Genomic DNA, 20,334 nt, shown 5'->3' on the forward strand with positions numbered 1-20,334 from the left:
TGTTAAATAATATATTAGTCCTTTACAAGCTTTATTGTTCCAGAGCTATTTGCATTAATTAATGATACAAAATAGATTCCCTTCGACAAATGGGACACTTGAATGGGTTTATCTCTAGAAACAGATCCAGAATTAATCTTTCGACCCATTTCGTCGAACAGCGTATAAGCCACTTCAGTTTCTGAAGTGACATAAACTAATTCGTTACACGGATTAGGATACAGCTTCCAAAGGTTGCCTTGTGGGTTAATAATAGAAAGAATAGTATCATCACAATCCCTATCTATGGGAGTCATTGGATTTGCATTAAGTACGATAGGTCCTTCAGAATAGGGAACAAATCCGGAAGTAGCAACTATGGGGGTATACAGTAACGGGTTTAACGTTAGGGTTTTTCTTAAATTAATACACACATTTTGCAGTGTTGCATTTGTAGAAAGTGATTCTACCCAGGTTTCACCAGAAGGAATTGTTCGATACCCAACGTGAAAATAAAAGGTGCCCGTACCATCATTATTTGTGTATTGATAGCTCATATCGGGATAATAAATTAAGGGCATTTGCAAACTCCAAAAATTAAGTTCCTCAGGACTGTGCTCAATATGGGGAACCAAATATTGTGTGTATTGCCCTACTTGAGCCCCTGTTGATTTATCAAACTCGTAAATAAAAATATTACTTTGTCCTGTGACGGGATTACCCAAAGCATCCTGCCACACCTGATCTCTGTCATAACCTGATATTACTAAATTAGCAGGATTTGTAATCGATTCGGTTAATTTAAAAGCATACGTATTTAAATCATTGAAATCGGTTACATACCAACTACTAGCATTATTTATCACCCCAGTAGCGTCGTTATAGACTGTAACTCCAAAATAATGTGTTTGAGAATAATTGGCTAGCATAAATATTTGGGATGAAGCAGTGTCGTAATAAGCATCTACACTCAAATCGTTTGCATTTCCAAAAATATAGCTCCCGTCCCATACAAAATTTCCCATAAAATCAATTTTATGTGCTAAAACACCCTGTTGGTCTGGAACCCCTGCCATTGGAATTCCAACTACACTTCCTGTAAGGAAAAACCCAGTAGGTGTTTCGGTAATGCCATTTATAAAATCGTAATCAAAATTCCCTGTGGTAGTGTTGTTATTGTCTAACTCAATCATCCAAATTGTGTTTAAATTAAAATCTGTTCGTAACACAAATCCTAAGTTTGTACAGGTACTTCCATTAGTATTTATGGGAACACAATTAGAAAAATAGCCCCCAACAACCAGTCCTAAATCTGCTACACCATCGCCATCGGCATCACTATTACTAACAATAATTTTTAACCCTTGAGAGTTCATCGGTGGAGTTAAGACATCATAAAAGAACGCATTGGTTACCAACCCATTTACTGCATTAATATCAGCTATAAAAGTGGTTCGTGTTCCAGGTCCATTCAGTTCTATATAACCTGTAGCAAAGATTTTATCAAAATAATTTACAACGTCAAGGACTCTAACTATGGGACCTCCAGGGGAAACATAATTATGCTCCCAAACAGTGGTCCCGTTTTGACTTTTTCGAAACAACACCATTAATTGTGTGCTAAAATTTGCATCAAATAAGTTTCCAGCTATTACAAAGTCATTGCTGTTATCGTTTATAATATCTGTATTTAAATCATGGTAGTATTCATTTGCTCCCCCACTATTCATTTGAAATTGCCCAAAAGCCGTCAAAGAAAGAGTTAGGAAAAAAATTGCGATGTAAAGTTTTGTTTTCATTTGTAGTGTTTTTCTATTAAGCGATTTAAAAGTATGATCGATAATAGGTCGCTACAAGATTGATACTTTATAAACTATAAATCATTTCATCAAATACTACTTTCATCCTATGAACGTTATTTGTAAAGTTTCACAAAAACTGTAAGTTTGCTTAATACTTAAAAATTTATGGAAGAATTCTCTCAAGTTATTAGTTATGTTGCTTACTTACTCCCAGCTATTGTGGTTGGGTTAGTATCCTATTTCTTTTTTAAAGGGCACACCGCAAACGAAGAAGGAAGAAGAAGGTATTTAGTTCAAAAGGAAGCCCAAAACAAAGTGTTGCCTATGCGTTTACAAGCGTATGAAAGGTTAACACTCCTTTTAGAACGAATTGACCCAAATAAGCTATTAATTCGTGTAAAACCATTTTCAGATGAAGTTTCAAAATACGAGGAGTTAATTATTAAAAACATTGAGCAAGAATTTGAACACAATGTAACCCAACAGATTTATATCACCCCAGAATGCTGGAATTTAATTAACGCCGCAAAAAATGCCACCATACATATCATAAGGCAAGCGGCTATGCACGAAAAAGATGGCGATGCAGATTCTATGCGTGAGTATTTACTTCGGAATTTTATGGAGGAAATTACGCCCTCACAAAAGGCACTTGCTTATATTAAAAAGGAAGTAGGAGAATTATTTTAAGCCTCTGGCCCTTTAATTTCATTCAATTCGCTATTCTTCATTTTAGCAAACTGAAAACCACTCTCCCACCATTTAGACATTTCGTGTTTATCAAATACAAGGGAATTAGTGGTTAATACCGTTGGTGTATAGTAAAAGTTAAGGATGGCATTGCTATTTCCAGCGACAAATTTACCAATGCGGATATTCTGTTTTTCAATTCTATCAGACATATACTCGTGCATGGTACTAATTAACGAAAACACATTTCTGGACGGCAACCTATTGTAATACGTCACTTCAGTTTCAAGGATAATTACATCCACAGTGGTTGCCCCTCTATTAATGGCTTCTTCAATTGGCACCATACTCCCAAAACCTCCATCGGCATATTCGCAACCTTCCTTTTTTACCAAGCTCATAAAGGGGGTGTAATTACACGAAATCCAAATCCAATCTAGGTAATCTTGGTATTCAAAGTCTTTAAGGGATTTATATTCCACCTGATTAATGGAAAGATTGGAAACCGTAACAATTACATCCTTGTCACTCTGCTTTAAAGTATTGAAATCGGCTTCGGTAAAGGTTTTTTCAATGAGTTTTCGAAGGTTTTTGCTTTCACCAAAGGTTTTTTTCTTCCGAAGAAAATTCATTAACACATTAAAATGATTAATGCCTATTTCCTTTCCACCCCATTTATTCTTTTTAATAATAAAGGGCATATTGCTAAAAATAGATTCTTGATTTACAGAAGTATAGACATTCTTTATTTTTTCGATATGGTTGAGTGCCAAATTTGGCACCAACAAACTTCCCGTAGATGTCCCAACAAAGAGCTGGTAGTTATAACCCAATTCTTCAATTAGGTACTGAGCGACCCCGCCACCAAAGGCTCCTTTACTTCCACCCCCAGAAATTACCAATGCTCTCATTACAAATTTAATTTACGTTTAAGATACGCTTTTTCCTTTTCAGAATAACTACTAAATAACGCCAAAACCTTTTCTTTATTCGGCTCCTTTGCCATAAAATCGTCCAGCATTTCGCGTGCTCCATCCCGAAATCGCCAATAATGATGTGTACAAGCATTTACTAGGCTTTTAATAAAATCATCATGCTGAATTCTCATAGAATATAAATAATCGAAGGCCTTTTCACGAATTTCAAACGAATAATCTTCTCTAGAATAACTTAACAACTCTGAAAGCATTTGTGGTTTTTCTGAATCGCTATATCCCTCGGTAAATAATGCCAATCCCAACCATAACTGACGAATATTCTTATCCTGAAACCCCACTAAATCCTTTGTTTTTTCCAAATATTCATTTCTTTTTTCGGGAAAACTCACCCATAAATTATACAAAGCGGCTTCCATAGTAAGGTATGATGCATCCTCTAAAAGGGTTTTGTATTCTGACTCAAATTCCAACGGGATTTTATCCATCGACATAGCAACTGCCTGCCTTATAAGCAAATTATTGGTCTTTAAAGCTGTTCTATAAAGTTCAGAAACTTCTGTAAAATCTTCAAACGCCAATTGGTACACCGCTTCTTGCCCTATAAAATCATTGCCGGAGATTATCGCTTGTTTTAACAAGGGTTTCTTTTCTGAAATGGGAATGGCTCGTACAGCAGAAACTTCAAAAAATTGCTGCATAAAACTTGATTTTTTTAATGATTGATACGCCTGCTCCGCTTTAAATGCCGATTGATGTAACCAATCCTCTTCCCATTGAGTGATTTCAACAAAAGTGTTAGCTCTTACAGAATCCAAAAAATCTTCTGTAGTAACATTGTAAAACTGATGCTTTAGTAAATAATTTTCAACGGCTAATTTAAAAGCCTCTTCACCAATCAATTCTTTTAAAATATGCAATGCCCATGCTCCTTTCTCGTAAAAAGTTAGTGAAGATGCCTTAGGATTGAGCAAGCTTTCTCCTTTGCCAATATCGCTCATTGCTTGTAACTGCTCTGCGCTATTGAATAATTTCCAATAATAGTAATTCTCCCCAAAGATTTCTTTTTCAGCTAAGAGGGCATAGTAGGTAGCAAATCCTTCGTGTAACCAGTGGTGATTACCTTCGGTTTCGGTAACAAGATTTCCAAACCATTGGTGTGCCAATTCATGGGCGTTGACATTGACATAATTTCTATCTACAAACCCTGTACCATCTACCACAAAAGCCTCCGAAAAAATAGTACAGCCCGTATTCTCCATACCAGCGTATAGAAAATCACTCACAGGTACTTGTTTATAGTTTTGCCAAGGATAGGCAACGCCAATCTCTTCTTCCAAAAAATCAAAAATCTCTTTGGTGTAACGATAGGTAGGTTCTCGCTTTAAGCTATCCTTCGTGGCGATATACAATTCAATAGGAATTCCCGATTCCGATTCTATTTTCTTCATTTTAAAATCCCCAATGGCAAAGGCCACTAAGTAACTGGACATGGGTTGTTGCATATCGAATTTCCACGCAATTTTATCGTCGTACAAAATAAATTTATCGAGTCTTCCATTGGCAGCAACAGTAAACTCGCTGGGTGCCATTATTTGAAGATCAAATTCAATTTTATCATTCATATCGTCGATACTTGGCAACCAATGTGACGTATATTTCCCTTGCCCTTGTGTCCAAATTTGATTTTTTGTAAAGTATAACGCTTGTTTTGGGGTTGCTTCATAACTGAAAAACGCTGTATAGGTCATATCTTTTTCAAAGGAATTGATAAGCCAAATTTTATCTTCGGATGCTTTTACAGTTACTCCTTCCAAGGCATAATCGGTAATCATCATCTTTTTCGCATCCAAATAAACAGAATCTGCTCTTTGAATCATTTTAAAGGTAACTCGAACCGTTCCCTCTACTCTTTCTTCTACAGCAATGGGTTCCACCGTAGCATCAATCGTTATAAAGTCAACTAGGTCATTTTGCTGAGCATTCAGTGCTGTTGTAAAGAAAATAAAAAGGAAGAAAGTGTATCTCATCGGAGTAATCTAGCAATTGTTTTGCCAAATTAAGTATTTTCGTTTTATGAATGCCCATTTCCTTCAAACTCCTATAGAATATCTTAAAGGCGTAGGTCCTAATCGAGCCGATTTGCTTAAAAAGGAGTTGGGGATTCACACCTTTCAGGATTTAATGCATTTATTTCCCAATAGGTATCTCGACCGCACCAAATACTACAGAATAGGAGAATTACAAAAAACAAATGCTGAAGTCCAGATCATTGGAAAAATAACGCATATTAAAACGGTGGAGCAAAAACGTGGAAAGCGCTTAGTAGCCACCTTTACAGACGATACAGGGCAAATGGAACTTGTTTGGTTTCGAGGCCATAAATGGATACGAGAAAATTTAAAATTGAATGTTCCCTATGTCATCTTCGGAAAGACCAACTGGTTTAATGGCATGTATTCGATGCCCCATCCCGAAATGGAATTGCTCGAAGCACACGAAAAAAGTTTGCGATCTGCCATGCAACCTATCTATCCTTCCACCGAAAAATTATCGAGTAGTGGTATCACCAATAAGGTCATTAGCACCTTGCTAGAAACCCTGTTTTTGGAAGCCAAAAATAGGCTTGCAGAAAGCCTTTCAAAAGAGGTCCTAAACAGCCTTAAATTACTCCCTAAAAATGAGGCTCTTTTTAACATTCATTTTCCGAAAAATCAGACCCTATTATCAAGGGCACAATACCGATTAAAGTTTGAAGAATTATTTTACATTCAGTTGCAATTGATTCGGAAAAATATCCTCCATAAAACCAAAATTAAAGGGTATACATTTCCAAAAGTAGGCGACTATTTTAATACCTTTTTTAACGAGCATTTACCTTTCAATTTAACCGAAGCACAGAAGCGAGTTATTAAAGAAATTCGTCATGACTTGGGGCAAGCTTCACAAATGAATCGGTTGTTACAAGGAGATGTAGGTTCTGGAAAGACAATAGTTGCCTTTATGTCCCTATTAATAGCACTTGACAACGGTTTTCAGGGTTGTTTAATGGCGCCAACTGAAATTTTGTCAGTCCAACATTATAACAGTTTACTAGTGTGGTGTAATAAATTGAATATCAGTATTTCAATACTTACAGGTTCAACTAAAACTTCAGAAAGAAAAGAAATTCACGAAAACCTTCAAAATGGGTCTTTACAAGTGCTAATTGGCACCCATGCGCTGTTGGAAGATACCGTTCAATTTAAAAATTTAGGGCTTGCTATTGTAGATGAACAACATCGTTTTGGGGTGGCACAACGAAGCAAATTATGGCACAAAAATGTGCAACCTCCCAACATCTTAATTATGACCGCTACCCCTATCCCCCGAACCCTCGCCATGAGTGTGTATGGTGATCTAGATGTAAGTGTTATTGACGAACTTCCGCCGGGTAGAAAAGACATTAAAACTGTACACAGATTTGACTCGAATAGACTCAAGGTTTTTCGGTTTTTAAAAGACGAGATTTTACTAGGCAGACAGGTGTATATTGTGTACCCATTAATACAAGAAAGTGAGGCCTTGGATTACAAAGATTTAATGGACGGGTATGAAAGTATTTCAAGAGAATTTCCAAAACCCAAATACCAGATTTCTATTGTCCACGGAAAAATGAAACCAGCCGATAAGGATTATGAAATGAATCGGTTTGTAAAAGGAGAAACCCAAATTATGGTCGCCACTACTGTTATTGAGGTGGGCGTCGATGTCCCCAATGCCTCGGTGATGGTGATTGAAAGTGCCGAACGCTTCGGATTATCCCAGTTGCACCAGTTACGAGGGCGTGTAGGACGTGGAGCAGAGCAGAGTTACTGTATCTTGATGACTAGCCACAAACTCTCTGCAGATGCCAAAACACGCTTAGAAACGATGGTACGCACCAATGATGGTTTTGAAATAAGCGAAGTGGATTTAAAATTGCGTGGCCCTGGTGATATGATGGGCACCCAACAAAGCGGGGTATTAAATTTAAGGATAGCCGATATTATAAAAGACAGTGAAATTTTAAAAATTGCCCGTAGCTATGCGATGCAAGTACTTAAAGACGACCCATCCCTACAAAAACCTAACAACGCCCCTATTTTACATACATATACCCAATTGGTGAAGTTTAAAAACATTTGGAATTATATTAGTTAATCTATTTTTATCACTTTAAAAGCTAAAACTAAAAAGCTAGAAGTACTTTATCTTGAAATAAGTTAACCAAATAAATAAAAGGGAGAGGTCCTTTAGCACCTAAATAAAAATGAATGGAATTATTGAACTTTCAAACAGAAGTATAACCCTTGATAGAAATGCATTTCTAAAAGTGAAAGGTAGTATTGATACTAATATCTACTATATAGAAAGTGGGACGCTAAGAGTTTTTGTTTTAGATGGATATGAAGAACAAATAATTAGATTTGGTTACAAAGAAAATTTAATTGCTTCTTTAGACTCATTTTTAACTGGAAAACCTTCAGAATTATATATTCAAGCCATAAAAAAAACGGTTGTTAAAGTTATTACTAAAGAACAATGTAACCAGTTTTTGGAAATAGAAGGGAATCGAAATTTATGGACTCAAATATTAGAGACCTTGGTAATACAACAAATGGAGCGCGAAATCGATATTTTAACAAATTCACCAAAAGAACGATATGAAAGAGTATTAAAACGAAGTCCACAGCTATTTCAGGAAATTCCTAACAAACATATTGCTAATTATTTAAGAATGAGTCCAGAAACTTTATCCCGACTAAAAAAGTCTTGACTTCAATCAAGATTTATAAATAATGATTTTAAGAGTTTTGTATTAAAATACATAATATGCAATCTGAGAATTTAATTCAAACACTTTTAGAACAAGTAAAACAAAGTATTAACCAAGTAGAAAAACTAAAACATCTTAACGAGGATATGTTAACTTGGAGAGAAAATTCTACATCTTGGAATATTCTGGAATGTCTAGAACATTTAAATTTATATGGTGACTTTTATTTGGTACAAATGGAAAACGAAATAAAAAATTCCAAGACCCAACCCGAACTAGAATTTAATAGTGGCTATTTGGGAGGTTATTTTACTAAAAGTATGTTGCCAAAAGGGAAATTAAATAAAATGAAAACCTTTAAAGACAAAAATCCTTTACATGCCAACCTCGACAAAACTGTTATCGATAGGTTTATAAATCAACAAATTAAACTTTTAGAATTGATAAATCAATCTAGAAATGTAAGTTTAAACAAAGTGAAAATTAAAACATCCATATCAAGTTTAATAAAACTAAAATTGGGTGACACTTTTCGGTTTTATTTGAATCATATTATTAGACATTTAAATCAAATTGAAAGAATACAAGTGGCACTAAAATGAATGATACATTCAATTTATAATTGTAATTTGTTGGCTTCAGATTACAATTTATAAAGTATATTACAAAACCATTGCCTGGGTATTAATTAAAAATAATGAGAGCACTTTTATCAATTATTTTAGGTTTAACCTGTTTAAATGCCCTAGGACAAAATTCCTTCTATGAACTAATTGAGTTAGGAACATTTAAAGTAGGGTATTTCGATTCCATCATTTTTAATGAGGATGAAAATTACCAACAATATGGGTACGCCGGAGCTGCTCCCCTGTTCGTTCAAATTTGGTACCCATTACAAGAATCAATTCCGTTAGAATATCTAAGTTATGGCGATTTCAGAAAAAGAGAAGTCCCTGAGGAATTAAAAGAGGTATACGATAATCTCACTCGGGAAATAGACAACAGTTTTATCTCCTATAATATTTCTGAACAATTTGAAACCTACGAACCCTTAAATTACAACGGATATACGTATGAGCAAGTACTAGATACTCTAAAAAAAACAGGAACAAAGAGTATTCGACACCCACTAACCACAACAACCGAATTCCCTGTAATGCTTTACCATCATGGTGGACAGGGATTACCAGATGAAAATTATATTATGGCTGAATATTTCGCTTCTAGAGGGTACATATTTATTTCTGCCAATTATCATTTGCCTTTTGAAGGAATGGTTTATGGTGCTAGTTTTGGGGTTAGCGATATAACAAGTTTTCCTAAAAAAGTAACAGCCTTTGCCAAAGGACTTACCACCAACAACAACCTATTTTTTATAGGACATAGTTGGGGGGCGCAAGTGGGATTCACATATTTATTTGATAAAAACTGGGCTAGTGGTTTTGTGTCATTAGAAACCACTATTGAATTTAAAACCGATAGTATAGAAATAAAACAAAAATGGCCCGAAGTCTATAAAGTGATTAATACAGATAAACGTAAATATCCAATACCCGTAATGTTAATAGCCAACACCGCCCAAAATGAAAAGTTCTCTTTTTTTGAACCCCTGGGCACAAAAGACGTGTATCATGTGGCTACAAAGAATCCCTTTGGACATGAAAGCTATACTTCTGCCTATCTAATGCGGATATTGTACAATACTACCTTTCCGCAACCCGATTCGTCCATAATGAAATCCCAATTAATCCTATATAATGAACACTTAAAATTAATAGAATGTTTTTTTAATTCGGTTAAAGAGAAAAAACCATTAAAATGCAAAAACCTTATTAATCACTTTTACTTTAACTAACCCTTTTCAACTAAAACCTACAATTAAACAAATCCCTTCCCACTTTCAGCTAAAAATAATTTCCAAAATTACCTAAGAGGTATTTTCAAATAGGAAAAGTAGTATCTTTATATTCAACCTATTAACCAACATCATTGCTATGAAATCCATCATTTTTTTTCTAAAAAGAGTGACTATACTGTCGCTGTTTTTTATTCTCTTTTCTTGTGGGGGAGATAAAAACAGATCTCACGGTTCGTCTAAAAACCATATCATCCCTAAAACCCAAACTTTAAAGGTAACTCCTAAAGAAAACACAACAAGTATTTCTGCTTCGGTTATAGACAATTTAGAAAATTACAATGCTGAAACTGGTACCTACACCTTTTCCGACGATGCTGATGAAGTAGAAGATTTAGAAGTTGGTACCGTTGTATTGTTTGAAGGACATTCGCTACGCAAAATCAAAAGCGTAAAAAAAGAGAGCGGTAAAATCATGGTGGAATCGGAGTTCGCTCGCCTCACCGATTATTTTAAAGAGGCTGATATTTCCTATAGCACCCCCGTTACTTGGGATAAAGCGGGTGTTGCCGCTGCCAACGTAAAAGTGGGACAACCTATAGCTACTATAGTGCCTCCGTTACTTACCACTTTGGATGGTGAAGAGGAAGGACTCCATGTAAAAATTGAAAGAGAAATACGTGGCTGGAAAATTGAATTTGAATTGACTCCCGAAGCAGGCGACAAACTTAAAATTAAGCTCACAGCTACCAAAGAACGTGTATGTAGCATTACCGCCGAAGGATTTATTTCTTCCTTTACCAGTAATTCGTCTATACAAATTGAAGGCGGTGAAACGCAACAGTTTTCTTATAACAATGACGGACTTGAGGGTGAAGTAGAATTAAAATTTGCAGCGGTTGGATTAGGAAGCGAAATTGCCATCCTTGAAATTCCCGCAACCATTGAGCGCACTATCCTTGTACAAGGCATTATTCCTATAACACTACGCTTAAAAGCCAATCTTAAAATTTATCCAGAAGTGGCTGCAGGTAGTAGTAGCCAAGCGAGTATGAAACTTACGTATAACAGCAATCTCGGATTTTCCTATAACGGTAGCCGAATGAACACCACAGGAAATGTTTCAAGCGATACGGCAGAACAAACTGGCGATAGCAATACCGCAACGGCAGGGATAGCAGGAATGGGTGTAGGGGTAGAATTTCCTCGGTTTGAAATAGGGATATTAGGCAATACCGTTGTCCCCTACTTATTATTAAACACACACGCTTCGTCGTATTTAAGCACAGGCCTTTTGGATAATAGACCCTGCCATACCGCCACCCTTAAATACGCAGCACATGCAGGCGTAAATATGAATTTTCTTGGCGTCATGACCATAAATAATGACTACAAAATTGCAGAACAAGAGAAGCGATGGAAGGCCGAAGGCTCACATTGTGGTGATTAATTGGTAGTAAAGTGTTGTTTAGCCTAATATCATTTTTTATCATATTTTTCGAACCACGCCAGTGTATGTGCCACCTTAGTAATTAAATTACTAGGCCTATTGGCAATACCATGTGAAGCTTCGGGTATTTCTACCAAAACAGTTTCAATCTTACGCAGTTTAAGCGCATGATATAATTGCTTTGCTTCACTGGGTGGAGTTCGTAAATCGTCCATTCCAACCATCACCATAGTGGGCGTTTCAACATTTCCTACCAATGAAATTGGAGAAAACTTCCAATAGTTTTCAAAATTCTCCCAAGGTTGTCCAGGATATCGTGAATTAGCATACCCGTAATAGTTATCCGCCACTAGTGTTTTACTAATCCAGTTCATTACTGGTTTGGCAACGACAGCTGCACGAAATCGGTTATTTTTACCAATAATCCAAGCGGTCATGATTCCTCCTGCACTGCCTCCTGTAACAAACAATCGATTTTGATCTATTTTACCACTTTTTAAAACCTCATCTACTCCATCCATAACATCGTTATAGTCTTCACCTGGATAATTGTTGTATAAAAGATTACCGAATTCTTCCCCATAGCTTGTACTTCCACGTGGATTAGGATAAAAAACAAAGTACCCAGCTGAAGCATAGAGTTGCATTTCAGCAGAAAAGAACGGACCATAATTTAAAATGGGACCGCCATGATTTTCTACAATAAGTGGGTGTTTTTTGGTTTTATCGTAATCGGGAAGGTACAATAACCAACCTTGTAAATTTCTTCCGTCAATTGAGGATTTGTAGTTTATTTCTTCAAGGGTAGCCATCGTTTTAAAAGCCAATAAATCCTCATTAAGCATCGTTAAAAGTCTAGGCTTGGTACTAGGTTTATCTAATAACGCAACATCGGCTGGACGTTCTGGATAGGAAATAGTATATGCTATTTTTTCATTGTTAGAGATGCTAAAGCTCCCACTGGCATAGGGTCTTCCAAGGGTTGTACCACCAAGGTTGTCAACCAATTCGGAAACATTACCGTTTAAATCCATATACCCTATTTTGGTTTTCCCTATATCGTTATACTGAATATAAAATCCTTTTCCATCTGGCGCCCATTCGGCAGTATCCACATCCCGATCAAACTTTGCAGAAATTACTTTATTAGCACCGCCATTAATATCCATTACATATAACTTAGTCACTTGATAGGCCTGCACCTTATCTTCATAACCTAAATAGGCAAGTTTTTTACCATCAGGGGAAACTTTTGGCGCATAATCTGGACCTGAAACCGTAGTTAATTGCTCAAATAATTTGGTATAAATATCTATGGAATACACTTCGCTATTTCTAAAATCGTATTCCCAATCCGTATTCCGATTGCCAGAAAAATAGATTTTCTGTCCGTTTTTAGACCACGACAAGCTTCCACCGTGATTAAAAGAACCCGATGTAAGCTGTCTTGGAGAGCCTCCCTCCGCTGGTATGACAAAAATATGCGAAAAGCCAGGTTTTAAATATCCTGCTCCATCAGCTTCGTGTTTTAACCTATCTGTGATTCTTGGGGATTCTACCCATTTGGCCCCTTTTGGCTTTTCTGGCATTTTGGCTAACACAGGAGGTTTTGCGTTTACCTTCATGCTAAACGCAATCTGCGTTCCATCGGGCGACCATTCAAGATTAGACGGACTATTTTCTAATTGCGTTAATTTAGCCACAGTACCTGTTTCGGTCCAATACAAATAGATTTCGCTTCCTTCTTCAGAGCTACTTACAAAGGCTATTCGGTCGCCGGTTGGAGACCATTGCGCATTACTTTCGTTCGCTTCTCTTGAAGTTACCTTGTGATGAATTTTTCTCCCATCGGTACTCAACAACCACAAATCGCCTTTGCTTCGATCTTTCATAATATCAAACCCCTTTCGCTCATATACAATATAATCTCCGTTGGGAGATAGTTTAGGATGGTTAGCATATTCTAGCTGAAAGACATCCAAATACTCAAAGTTGGATGACACTTGGGCAGCTATCTGAAATGAAATGAAAAGGACTAAAAAGCTAAATAGAAATTTTTGCATAATTCAATATTTTGAAGAAGATAAAGGTAACGGTTTTCAATTTTAATTGAAACCGATTATACCTTAAAATTATAGTATTTGAAGCATTTCCGATGCTTTAGAAAGCAATCTAAAATTAGGGTGTTCAACTGGCTCTTTTACCATTTCGTGCTCCCAAGTGGTATGAAACGGAATATGAAATGCGTGCCCTCCTATTTCTAGCACCGGAAGAACATCACTTTTCACACTATTCCCCACCATTAAAAACTGGTGCGGTTCTATATACAGTTGTTTCACCAAGTTTTGATAGTGTTTTGGCGTTTTGTCTGATACGATTTCAATATGGTGAAAATAAGGTTCCAAGCCCGATTTAATTAACTTTCGTTCTTGGTCCAATAAATCGCCTTTGGTTGCCATAATCAATTGGTATTTTGAAGATAATTGCTTTAAAGTATTTTCAATTCCTTCTATTAACACCACAGGTGCGTTGAGCATTTCTTTGCCAATGGCAATAAGTTTTTCAATCACAGAAATGGGTAATTTCCCTTCAGAAAATTCAATGGCGGCCTCGATAAGTGATAAGGTAAAGGGTTTAATTCCGTATCCATACAACGGAAGGTTTTTCATTTCCATATCGAACAGGAGCTTATTGCACTCTTCTTCTTCCATATAATCCTTTAGTAGAACACAAAATTGTTGTTCGGTTTCTCGGAAAAGGGTTTCATTTTCCCATAAGGTATCATCGGCATCAAAGGCAATGGCTTGAATTTTGGATAGCGGCATAGGTTTCTAATTTCTGAATTTTAAAAGTACTTCTTTATAAATGTCTTTTCAAATATTGAAAGTGTAAAGTTCATATAAAAATTACGTATAAATACATATTCCCTATGCTGCTGCTTATGAGTACTTTGCATTAAAATTAAGGCGCAAAAATTAATTTAGAATTATGGATGCAACAAATAAAACTATCTCAAGTAATATGGTTCCAGGAATTTCCAACGACCTTACCAACCAACTTAGCGAAGACATTAATAATATGCTTTCGTTTGCAATACATAATGGTTTACCTATTAATCCAGAGGTAAATACACTAGTTCAAAATAGCAGTGTGGATGATTTATTTGGTGCCTATAATTTATTGCTTAAAAAAGTCTCACCTGCTACACCCAAATCCATTCAGTACACAAAGAGTTTGTATGACAATTCGACCAAAAAGACATTACTTAATAAACTTCCTTTAGTAAGAAATTTAATTCTACTCGCATTAGTATTCCTTTCAGCATTTATAATTACTAGCTTATTTCCTGAAGTAAACAACGATTCCCTTGATGAGGGAATTATGTCTAATAGTGGAAAGTCATTGCTTTTAAACTTAGTATTCCTAGCCTCTGTTTCAGGATTGGGTGTGGTATTTTACATGCTGAAAGATGTGAGTTCTTCTGTGAAAGATGGGACCTTAATTCCGGAGGATACTATTTATTATGTAGCCCTAGTTGTTTTGGGCGTGATCGCTGGATTAATTATGTCTGAAATCCTTTCACTTTATAATTCGGACCCCAACGGTATAAACCTTTTTAATAAAAGTGTTTTGGCTCTTACAGGAGGTTTTTCTTCAGATGCCATTTTCAGCATTTTACAAGGTGTCATTAATAAAATTAAATCCATTTTTACAGGATAAAAGAAACGATTATGATCACTGAAGAAAACTTTAAAACCATCATCCCTGATGTAAATTGGGATTATGCCAAACAATATGTTTCCTTATTTGAAACAGTATTACCACGGTACAATATTTCAACGCCATTAAGAAAAGCATATTTTTTAGCGCAAGTAGCTCACGAAAGTGGTGGGTTTAAATATGCGGTTGAAAATTTAAACTATTCTGCCAAAGCATTGTATGGTGTTTTTAGAAAATATTTCCCTACACTAGAGGAAGCAAACTCTTATGCTAGACAGCCTAAAAAGATTGCAAATAAAGTCTATGCCAATAGAATGGGAAACGGTAATGAAGCGAGTAACGATGGGTGGAACTTTAGAGGACGAGGGTTAATTCAGTTAACAGGAAAAGATAACTACCAAGCCTTATCTAATCAAACTGGGCAAAGTTTTATTTCGTCGCCAGAATTACTCGAACAACCCCAATGGGCATTAACATCGGCTTGTTGGTTTTGGAAAAAAAGAAATATTAATAAGTATGCCGATACTGATGATATTCATATGGTCACAAAGCTTATTAATGGAGGGTATAATGGACTAACCAATCGTCAGCATTATTTAGACGAATTCAAGAAATTATATAGTGTTTAGATATAAAAAAAGACAATAAACCAAAGTTTATCGCCCTTTCCTTTTTTTTAAATCTGGCTTATTTCTTTTTCTTCTTAGCAGGTGCGGGTACAACCGTTCCCATATCCAAGGCAGAGTCAAGCCTATCATACCAAGTTCTAGTTCGGGTAATTTTTCCATTATCAATTTGGTACACTTGATGCCAAGGTATGTTATATGAGAAATCACTGCCCTTTAAATTTGCAGTATAAGTTCCCCAAACATGAACCCAATCACCTTTTAAATCACCTTCGTTTGCAACCAAGGAGGTCATTATAATTATTCCAGCGTCTTGATTACTTCGTAAGGAATCATTTACAGCCCAATAAGAAACTAATTGATCAATGTTTACAGAATCTTTAGCAGAAGGTCCTCGCATCATATATTCTGCAGTTACCATACTTCTTAAAGCGTCTGACTTATTGGTAATTAGGGCGTCAATAAAATTACCTACTAAAGCAATATTGGCTTCTTCGTTTGGGCTTATATCATAAAGCCTAGCTTTCTCCACAACTTCTGGAGTTACTTCTTCTTTTTCTTTACAAGACCAAACCGACAGACACACTGTGCAAAGTACAAGTAAATAAATACTGAGGGATTTACTTTTTTTCATATTTATTAATATTGGTTAGTTGTTACTTTTCGTAAGTAACTGATTTTAAAGGTACAATAATAATCGATATGAAATTAGATATGTATCACATTAGTAATTCTGAAATTGAAAATGACATTGCAAACCTATTATCGAATTAGTTTTTTATACTTAATTCGTTTCGGCATTAAATCACCACCTAAACGCTTCTTTTTATTTTCTTCGTAATCACTGAAACCACCTTCAAAGAAATAGACTTCACTATTGCCTTCAAACGCTAGGATATGTGTACAAATACGATCTAAAAACCAGCGGTCGTGACTGATCACCACAGCACATCCCGCAAAGTTTTCCAATCCCTCTTCTAAGGCCCGTAGTGTATTCACATCCAAGTCGTTGGTAGGCTCATCGAGCAATAGAACGTTTCCTTCTTCTTTCAGCGTCATGGCTAAATGGAGTCGGTTACGTTCACCACCTGAAAGCATCGATACTTTTTTGTTTTGTTCACTTCCAGAAAAATTAAAACGACTTAAATAGGCGCGTGAGTTTACTTGGCGCCCTCCCATCATTATAAGCTCTTGCTTATCGCTAAAGTTTTCCCAGATGGTTTTTTCAGTATCAATATTGGAATGTGCTTGATCTACATAGGCGATTTTAGCAGTATCACCCACTTCAAAAGTTCCTTTGTCGGGTTCAATTTCACCCATAATCATTTTGAAAATGGTTGTTTTTCCTGCACCATTCGGGCCTATTATTCCAACAATCCCAGCCTGTGGAAGTTTGAAATTTAAATTATCATAGAGCAGCTTATCCCCAAAGCCTTTGGCAACTCCTTTGGCTTCAATAACATTAGTCCCCAGACGAGGACCATTCGGGATATATATTTCAAGTTTTTCATCAAGTTGTTTTTGATCTTGACTCATTAATTTATCGTAATTCTGAAGACGCGCCTTTTGTTTAGTTTGACGACCCTTGGGAGCCATTCGCACCCATTCCAATTCACGTTCCAGCGTTTTTTGCCGTTTGCTGGCTTGTTTCTGCTCTTGTGCTAGACGTTTTGATTTTTGTTCTAACCAAGAAGAATAATTTCCTTTCCAAGGGATACCCTCTCCTCTATCTAGTTCTAAAATCCATCCCGCCACATTGTCCAAGAAATAACGGTCGTGGGTTACGGCAATAACAGTTCCTTTATATTGTGCTAAATGATGTTCTAACCAATGAACACTCTCGGCATCTAAGTGGTTGGTTGGCTCATCGAGTAACAACACATCGGGCTCTTGAAGTAACAATCTACAAAGCGCCACACGTCTGCGCTCCCCACCAGAAAGAACACTAATAGGAGTGTCTCCTTCCGGCGTTCTTAGTGCGTCCATCGCTATTTCTAACTTGGTATCTAATTCCCAGGCATTGGTAGCGTCTATTTTATCTTGAAGCTTGGCTTGTTTGTCCATGAGTTCCTGCATCTTATCAGGATTTTCATACACCTCAGGCAAACCAAACATATCGTTTATTTTATTGTATTCGTCAAGGATATCCACAACTTCCTGTGCTCCTTCCTTTACAATATCTATAACAGTTTTAGATTCATCGAGCTTTGGCTCTTGTTCTAAGTATCCAACAGTATAGCCGGGTGCAAACACCACATCACCTTGGTGGTTTTTATCTAACCCAGCAATAATCTTTAATAAAGTAGATTTTCCACTTCCATTAAGACCTAAGATTCCAATTTTTGCCCCGTAAAAAAAGCTTAAATAAATATTTTTTAAAACAGGAGATTGTGCATTCTGAAAGGTTTTAGAAACCCCAGACATTGAGAAAATGACTTTTTTATCGTCAGACATAAATAATTAGAAATTAAAGATTAATTAAAGACTACACACGACCTTTTAATGCATTAAATACCCACGCAATAGCGAAGAAACCAATTCCAACAGAAGCAAACCCCCAGCCTGCAACATCGTCATATTTAAATGCCCCCATAGCAATTAGGGCACATCCCACAATTATCATTATAAAGGTGGCCCAAGCCAGTACCGTATTTTTATTCATCATTGTATTGAATTTTAATTGGTTAATTGAAATTCTCCCTCGTGTTCAATAATAAGTTTCACAATTGAAAAGCAAATATCGGGAAATAATCACACAAATGAGGCATCATAATAAGGCATTTCGTATTTTTGAGCAAACTCTTATAGCATGGATATTGACTTCAACAAAAATGAAGACCACAACAAACTCTTAGTTTCCGATTTACGCCAAAAATTATCAATTATAAAATTAGGTGGAGGTCAAAAAGCCATCGATAAACATCATGCCAAAGGGAAAATGACCGCTCGTGAGCGCATTGATTATTTGTTAGATGAAAAAAAACCTTCCATAGAAATTGCAACCTTTGCAGGTGACGGAATGTATGAAGAACACGGTGGTTGCCCAAGTGGTGGCGTCGTGATAAAAATTGGGTATGTTCAAGGAAAACAATGTATCGTTGTAGCGAATGACGCTACCGTAAAAGCAGGAGCTTGGTTTCCAATTGCGGCAAAGAAAAATTTAAGAGCGCAAGAAATTTCTATTGAAAATAAATTACCCATTATCTATTTGGTAGACAGTGCTGGTGTCTATCTTCCTATGCAAGATGAGATTTTTCCAGATAAGGAACACTTCGGAAGGATTTTCAGAAACAATGCCGTCATGAGCAGTATGGGCATTACTCAAATCTCTGCGGTTATGGGAAGTTGTGTCGCTGGAGGTGCTTATCTCCCAATTATGAGTGATGAAGCCTTAATTGTAGATAAAACAGGGAGTATCTTTTTAGCGGGAAGTTATTTGGTAAAAGCCGCCATTGGTGAAAGTATCGATAACGAAACTTTGGGTGGCGCCACAACCCACTGTGAAATTAGTGGCGTGACCGATTATAAGGCAAAAGACGATAAAGATGCCCTAGATACCATTAAAAATATCGTTTCCAAAATTGGTGATTTTGAAAAAGCTGGATTTAACAGAGTAAAGGCTCTAAAACCAAAAGAAAATCAAGATGACATCTTCGGGATTTTACCTAGATCGCGCGCAGACCAATACGATATGCTTGAAATTATTAAGCGATTGGTAGATGATTCGGAATTTGAACAATACAAAGAAGGCTATGGAAAAACGATTTTAACGGGCTACGCTCGCATTGATGGTTGGGCTGTGGGAATTGTTGCCAATCAGCGAAAAGTTGTTAAGACCACCAAAGGGGAAATGCAGTTTGGTGGGGTAATCTACAGCGATAGTGCCGATAAGGCCACAAGGTTTATAGCCAATTGTAATCAGAAAAAAATACCCTTAGTCTTTTTACAAGATGTATCAGGTTTTATGGTAGGGAGCAAAAGTGAGCACGGTGGTATTATAAAAGATGGAGCTAAAATGGTGAATGCGGTGAGTAATAGCGTGGTGCCAAAATTCACTGTAATTATTGGAAATTCCTACGGTGCCGGAAATTATGCCATGTGTGGAAAAGCGTATGATCCTAGATTGATAGTCGCTTGGCCTTCAGCAGAACTTGCCGTAATGAGTGGAAATAGTGCAGCCAAAGTATTAACTCAAATTGAAACAGCCTCCCTTAAAAAACAAGGAAAAGAGCTCACCGAAGAAGATGAAAAAGCCTTATACGATAAAATAAAAGCTCGATACGATAGACAAATTTCCCCTTACTATGCTGCCTCTAGAATTTGGACGGATGCCATTATCAATCCACTAGATACCCGTAAATGGATTTCTATGGGAATTGAAGCAGCCAACCATGCCCCTATTGAAAAACCATTTAATTTGGGAGTGATTCAAGTTTAATGTGCATATATCACTAAAAATGAGTATCTTAACACTACCTA

17 protein-coding genes are annotated in these 20,334 nt (G+C 36.4%); 9 read left to right on the forward strand and 8 right to left on the reverse strand.

Features of this window, described 5'->3' with window-relative positions:
* Window positions 1-14: 14 nt before the first annotated feature.
* Window positions 15-1,778, reverse strand: coding sequence for a T9SS type A sorting domain-containing protein (locus KXJ69_RS06025; RefSeq protein WP_219052073.1), 1,764 nt, complete (start codon window positions 1,776-1,778; stop codon window positions 15-17).
* A gap of 168 nt (window positions 1,779-1,946) precedes the next feature.
* Between KXJ69_RS06025 and KXJ69_RS06030 the strand changes: the two genes are divergently transcribed.
* On the forward strand, window positions 1,947-2,471 hold the full coding sequence (locus tag KXJ69_RS06030) for a DUF7935 family protein (RefSeq protein ID WP_219052074.1): 525 nt from the start codon (window positions 1,947-1,949) through the stop codon (window positions 2,469-2,471).
* On the opposite strand, the gene KXJ69_RS06035 is transcribed toward KXJ69_RS06030, so the two are convergent.
* Complete coding sequence (locus KXJ69_RS06035) at window positions 2,468-3,382, reverse strand: patatin-like phospholipase family protein (protein ID WP_219052075.1); 915 nt, start codon at window positions 3,380-3,382, stop codon at window positions 2,468-2,470. The two genes, KXJ69_RS06030 and KXJ69_RS06035, sit on opposite strands and share 4 nt — an antisense overlap.
* The gene (locus tag KXJ69_RS06040; RefSeq protein WP_219052076.1) at window positions 3,382-5,436 is read right to left on the reverse strand and encodes a M1 family metallopeptidase; all 2,055 of its coding nucleotides are present in this window, start codon (window positions 5,434-5,436) and stop codon (window positions 3,382-3,384) included. Before KXJ69_RS06040 ends, KXJ69_RS06035 begins: the two co-directional genes overlap by 1 nt.
* A gap of 46 nt (window positions 5,437-5,482) precedes the next feature.
* Between KXJ69_RS06040 and recG the strand changes: the two genes are divergently transcribed.
* The 5 genes from recG (at window position 5,483) to KXJ69_RS06065 (ending at window position 11,509) form a co-directional block, all read left to right on the forward strand.
* Complete coding sequence (gene recG / locus KXJ69_RS06045) at window positions 5,483-7,588, forward strand: ATP-dependent DNA helicase RecG (RefSeq protein WP_219052077.1); 2,106 nt, start codon at window positions 5,483-5,485, stop codon at window positions 7,586-7,588.
* A gap of 109 nt (window positions 7,589-7,697) precedes the next feature.
* Window positions 7,698-8,204: a Crp/Fnr family transcriptional regulator gene (locus KXJ69_RS06050; protein ID WP_219052078.1), complete on the forward strand. Its 507-nt coding sequence runs from the start codon at window positions 7,698-7,700 to the stop codon at window positions 8,202-8,204.
* A 56-nt stretch (window positions 8,205-8,260) separates the two neighbouring features.
* A complete protein-coding gene (locus tag KXJ69_RS06055) occupies window positions 8,261-8,806 on the forward strand; it encodes a DinB family protein (RefSeq protein ID WP_219052079.1) in 546 nt (181 codons plus the stop codon).
* Window positions 8,807-8,901: 95 nt separating this feature from the next.
* Window positions 8,902-10,059, forward strand: a complete 1,158-nt coding sequence (locus KXJ69_RS06060; protein ID WP_219052080.1) for an alpha/beta hydrolase family protein — start codon at window positions 8,902-8,904, stop codon at window positions 10,057-10,059.
* A gap of 139 nt (window positions 10,060-10,198) precedes the next feature.
* Window positions 10,199-11,509, forward strand: coding sequence for a hypothetical protein (locus tag KXJ69_RS06065; protein ID WP_219052081.1), 1,311 nt, complete (start codon window positions 10,199-10,201; stop codon window positions 11,507-11,509).
* Window positions 11,510-11,538: 29 nt separating this feature from the next.
* Here the strand turns inward: KXJ69_RS06065 and KXJ69_RS06070 are convergent, their stop codons facing one another.
* Both KXJ69_RS06070 and KXJ69_RS06075 read right to left on the reverse strand, forming a co-directional pair.
* On the reverse strand, window positions 11,539-13,572 hold the full coding sequence (locus KXJ69_RS06070; protein WP_219052082.1) for a S9 family peptidase: 2,034 nt from the start codon (window positions 13,570-13,572) through the stop codon (window positions 11,539-11,541).
* A gap of 69 nt (window positions 13,573-13,641) precedes the next feature.
* A complete protein-coding gene (locus KXJ69_RS06075) occupies window positions 13,642-14,334 on the reverse strand; it encodes an HAD family hydrolase (protein WP_219052083.1) in 693 nt (230 codons plus the stop codon).
* A 163-nt stretch (window positions 14,335-14,497) separates the two neighbouring features.
* Between KXJ69_RS06075 and KXJ69_RS06080 the strand changes: the two genes are divergently transcribed.
* Window positions 14,498-15,229 (forward strand): hypothetical protein, encoded by a 732-nt coding sequence (locus KXJ69_RS06080; RefSeq protein WP_219052084.1) that lies wholly within the window; start codon window positions 14,498-14,500, stop codon window positions 15,227-15,229.
* 11 nt (window positions 15,230-15,240) lie between these two features.
* Window positions 15,241-15,858 (forward strand): glycoside hydrolase family 19 protein, encoded by a 618-nt coding sequence (locus tag KXJ69_RS06085; protein WP_219052085.1) that lies wholly within the window; start codon window positions 15,241-15,243, stop codon window positions 15,856-15,858.
* Window positions 15,859-15,916: 58 nt separating this feature from the next.
* Here KXJ69_RS06085 and KXJ69_RS06090 read toward each other — a convergent pair whose 3' ends face one another.
* The 3 genes from KXJ69_RS06090 to KXJ69_RS06100 all read right to left on the reverse strand — a co-directional run bounded on the left by KXJ69_RS06090 (window position 15,917) and on the right by KXJ69_RS06100 (window position 18,517).
* A complete protein-coding gene (locus KXJ69_RS06090) occupies window positions 15,917-16,489 on the reverse strand; it encodes a nuclear transport factor 2 family protein (RefSeq protein ID WP_219052086.1) in 573 nt (190 codons plus the stop codon).
* A gap of 128 nt (window positions 16,490-16,617) precedes the next feature.
* Window positions 16,618-18,309 carry an energy-dependent translational throttle protein EttA gene (gene ettA, locus KXJ69_RS06095; protein WP_219052087.1) on the reverse strand — a complete coding sequence of 564 codons (1,692 nt, stop codon included), beginning with the start codon at window positions 18,307-18,309 and terminating at the stop codon, window positions 16,618-16,620.
* Window positions 18,310-18,340: 31 nt separating this feature from the next.
* Window positions 18,341-18,517: a CAL67264 family membrane protein gene (locus tag KXJ69_RS06100; protein ID WP_255571276.1), complete on the reverse strand. Its 177-nt coding sequence runs from the start codon at window positions 18,515-18,517 to the stop codon at window positions 18,341-18,343.
* Between the two features lie 147 nt (window positions 18,518-18,664).
* Between KXJ69_RS06100 and KXJ69_RS06105 the strand changes: the two genes are divergently transcribed.
* A complete protein-coding gene (locus tag KXJ69_RS06105; protein WP_219052088.1) occupies window positions 18,665-20,293 on the forward strand; it encodes an acyl-CoA carboxylase subunit beta in 1,629 nt (542 codons plus the stop codon).
* Window positions 20,294-20,334: the final 41 nt, after the last annotated feature.

The sequence above is a fragment of the Halomarinibacterium sedimenti genome, assembly GCF_019312585.1.
Lineage (GTDB): Bacteria > Bacteroidota > Bacteroidia > Flavobacteriales > Flavobacteriaceae > Halomarinibacterium > Halomarinibacterium sedimenti.